This is a genomic window from Chrysiogenia bacterium (assembly GCA_020434085.1).
In the GTDB taxonomy this organism is placed as follows: domain Bacteria; phylum JAGRBM01; class JAGRBM01; order JAGRBM01; family JAGRBM01; genus JAGRBM01.
Genome location: JAGRBM010000003.1, coordinates 1 through 2,913 on the forward strand (window position 1 = coordinate 1; position 2,913 = coordinate 2,913).

Below are 2,913 nucleotides of genomic sequence, written 5' to 3' on the forward strand. Positions count from 1 at the left end.
AATCTCGGCGATCGAATGTGTTTCGTTGGCGGGTACGGGCGCAGGGCCTGGGGCGTGGGCAAGCAGGGTGAATTGGTGGTTGCCATCCTGTTCAACGTCATCGGGGTCATGGGCGATATCTGGTGCTCCTTCGACGGCGAAACGTGGAGCGAGGTTGCACCCAATGGCGATGGATTTGATCGTCGCCACGGTCATGCTGTCGTCTTCTTTAACGACAGGATGTGGGTGATTGGCGGGAATCTCAGCTCGACCTATTACGCGGACGTGTGGAACCTGGAACCAACATCCGGGTGGGACTGGGATCCTGATGCCACAACCTATGGCATCGATTGGGCGGACTATACCGAAGTGACCGCGTCAGCGCCGTGGGGTGCTCGCACGGGCCATGCCGTAACTGTACACAACGGTGAGCTCTATTTGAGTGGTGGCAAGACCAGCGACGGGGAATATCTTGACGATGTGTGGAAGTCGTCAAACGGCTCCACCTGGACCCTGGTAACCGACAACATTTCCCCCGACCCGGAAAATGATACCGGCATGGACAAGCGCGCGTATCACCAGATGCTGAGTTTCGATGGCAAGCTATGGATCATTGGCGGTCGCGCGAGTTATCACGAAACCATCTTTGATGAAAATACAACGATGTATGAGGCGAATGATATCTGGATGTCGGAAGACAACGGCGCAACATGGAATGAAGTAACCGACCATGCCAGTTTTGAGCAGAGGCAGGATTTTCAGGCGGTCGTACACGACGGCGCTATCTATATCACCGGCGGATATGGCGGAGATGGCTACGTGACCGTGCAAGGGAAGGACAGTATCCTCAACGACGTCTGGCGCAGCGAGGATGGCGTGAACTGGCGCGCCGGATTCTCCAAGACGGTAACAATGCAGCGCTGATTTGCGCTTGAAGCCACCCAGAGAAGACGAGGCGGGCTGGAATCTCGCCCCACCCTATTCGCCAGCGTTGGTTTCAGTAAGTCTCCGCCTACGCAGCCCGGGGTTGCGACCGCAGCCCCAGCAGCGCGACCAGCGCCGCACCAGCCAGGGCCGCGCCGGTGAGGAATGCCGCCTTGCTGCTCACGCTCTCCCACAGGACGCCGAAGAGAATGCTGGCGGGCAGCGCGAGCAACCCAACGGTCAGATAATACCAGCCAAAGGCCGTGCCCCGCTCTTCGGCGTTGACCGAGCGTGCAACCAGCGTCGTCTGCGCGCTCTCGGTCAGGCCGTGGAAGATGCCATAGGCCACGAACAGAATGCTCACTTCCGTGTGGGTGCGCGCGAAGGCGAAGGCCACGTAGATCAGGACGTAGAAGCACCAGCCGAGCGCGAGCGTGCGGCGCGCTCCGCAACTGTCCACCAGCCTGCCGCCGGGAATCGAGACAGCCGACTTCACCACGTGCAGCGCCATCCAAAGCAGCGGCAGGCTCTCCATCGGAGTGCGCGTGGCGCCTGCCTTGAGCAGCAGGAATAGATCGCTGGCGTTGCCGAGCGTGAAGAGCCCCAGCGGGATGAGCAGGCGAACGAGGTCCCTTCCGGGCCGCGTGAGGAATGCTTCGGGAGCGATGCGCGGGGCGCTCGCGCGAACGAGCGCTTTTTCACGAACTCCCGCGAAGACGGCGGTGACGGCCAGCGCGCCGGGAATTGCCGAGAGCCAGAAGAGCGTGCGAAGGTCGCGGGTCCAGAAGCTCAGCACCGCCCATGCCATGAGCGGACCGATCACCGCGCCCGCGTGATCCATTGCGCGATGGAAGCCAAAGGCGCGGCCCTGGGCGCGCTCCTCCACCGAACCTGCCAGGAGGGCATCGCGCGGGCTGCTGCGCAGTCCCTTCCCGATCCGGTCGGCTGTGCGCGCGGCGATCACATGCCAGGGCACCTGCGCCAGTGCCGTGAGGGGCCGCGCCGCCGAGGCCAGGCCGTAGCCCCAGGCGATGAAGGGAAAGCGCCGCCCGCTGCGATCGGACCACCGACCGGAAAAGTATTTGAAGATACTGGAGACCGCGTCGGCGACGCCTTCGAGCACGCCCACCGCCATCGCGCTCGCGCCCAGCACCCCGGTCAGAAACAGCGGCAGAAACGGAACGATCATTTCCGTTGCGCTGTCGGTCAGCAGGCTTACGATCCCCAGTGCGAGGACGTTGCGGGTCAGCCAGGGCTTCTTCTCATTGGCTTGGGTCACGATGGATTGATTGTCGATCATTGCGGCTTGCCGGGCTAGTGCGCCATCGCCGTGACCGGCTCGGCCTCTGGCGTTTTCTTGCGGAATGCAAAGAGCAGGAAGAGCGGCGCGCAGACCAGGAAGAACAGGCCGACTACGCGGAAGGCATCCAGATAAGAGAGCAGCACGCTCTGGCGGGTGATGATTCCCTCCATCACGGCGTGGGACTGCTGCTGGAGCTGCGCCATGGTGCCGCCGCCGCGGGCGGAAAGGCCCTGCTGGATGGTGTGCAGGCGCTCCTGCACCGCCGGGTCATAGGGCGAGACGTAGCGCGTGAGGTTGAGCCGGTGAGCAAAGATGTGGCGCTGGACGAAGGTCGCCATCAGGGCCACGCCGAAGGAGCCGCCGAGCTGGCGCATCATGTTGGTAAAGCCTGCCCCCTGGGCAATGGCCGGCCCCTTCAGGCCTGAAAGCGCCAGCGTCGTGAGCGGCACGAAACTCAGCGACATGCCCATCCCGCGAATGACCAGCGGCCAGAAGAAATCCCATTCGCCCGAGGCCAACGAGAACTCGCTCACCAGGTGCGTGAAGGTGAAAACGAAGGTAAAACCGATGATCGTCAGGATGTAGGGCGGCGCCCCGCGCTGCAGGATTTTTCCCACCAGCGGCATCATGATCATGGTCGCCAGCGCGCCGCGCAGCATGATGAGTCCCGTCTGGGTTGCCGTAAAGCCCAGCAGGTTCTGGGCGAA

General features: G+C 62.8%; 3 protein-coding genes. 1 reads left to right on the forward strand and 2 read right to left on the reverse strand.

Going from position 1 to position 2,913, the window contains the following annotated elements; genetic code table 11:
• On the forward strand, window positions 1-903 hold a 903-nt coding region (locus KDH09_00070), incomplete at its 5' end, for a hypothetical protein (protein ID MCB0218059.1).
• Between the two features lie 88 nt (window positions 904-991).
• On the opposite strand, the gene KDH09_00075 is transcribed toward KDH09_00070, so the two are convergent.
• On the reverse strand, window positions 992-2,203 hold the full coding sequence (locus KDH09_00075; protein ID MCB0218060.1) for an MFS transporter: 1,212 nt from the start codon (window positions 2,201-2,203) through the stop codon (window positions 992-994).
• A 14-nt stretch (window positions 2,204-2,217) separates the two neighbouring features.
• On the reverse strand, window positions 2,218-2,913 hold a 696-nt coding region (locus tag KDH09_00080), incomplete at its 5' end, for an MFS transporter (GenBank protein MCB0218061.1).

Bases quoted from the DNA above. Each gene is read 5' to 3' on its own strand.
- KDH09_00075 (MCB0218060.1), bottom strand. From the start codon at position 2,203: ATGATCGACAATCAATCCATCGTGACCCAAGCCAATGAGAAGAAGCCC.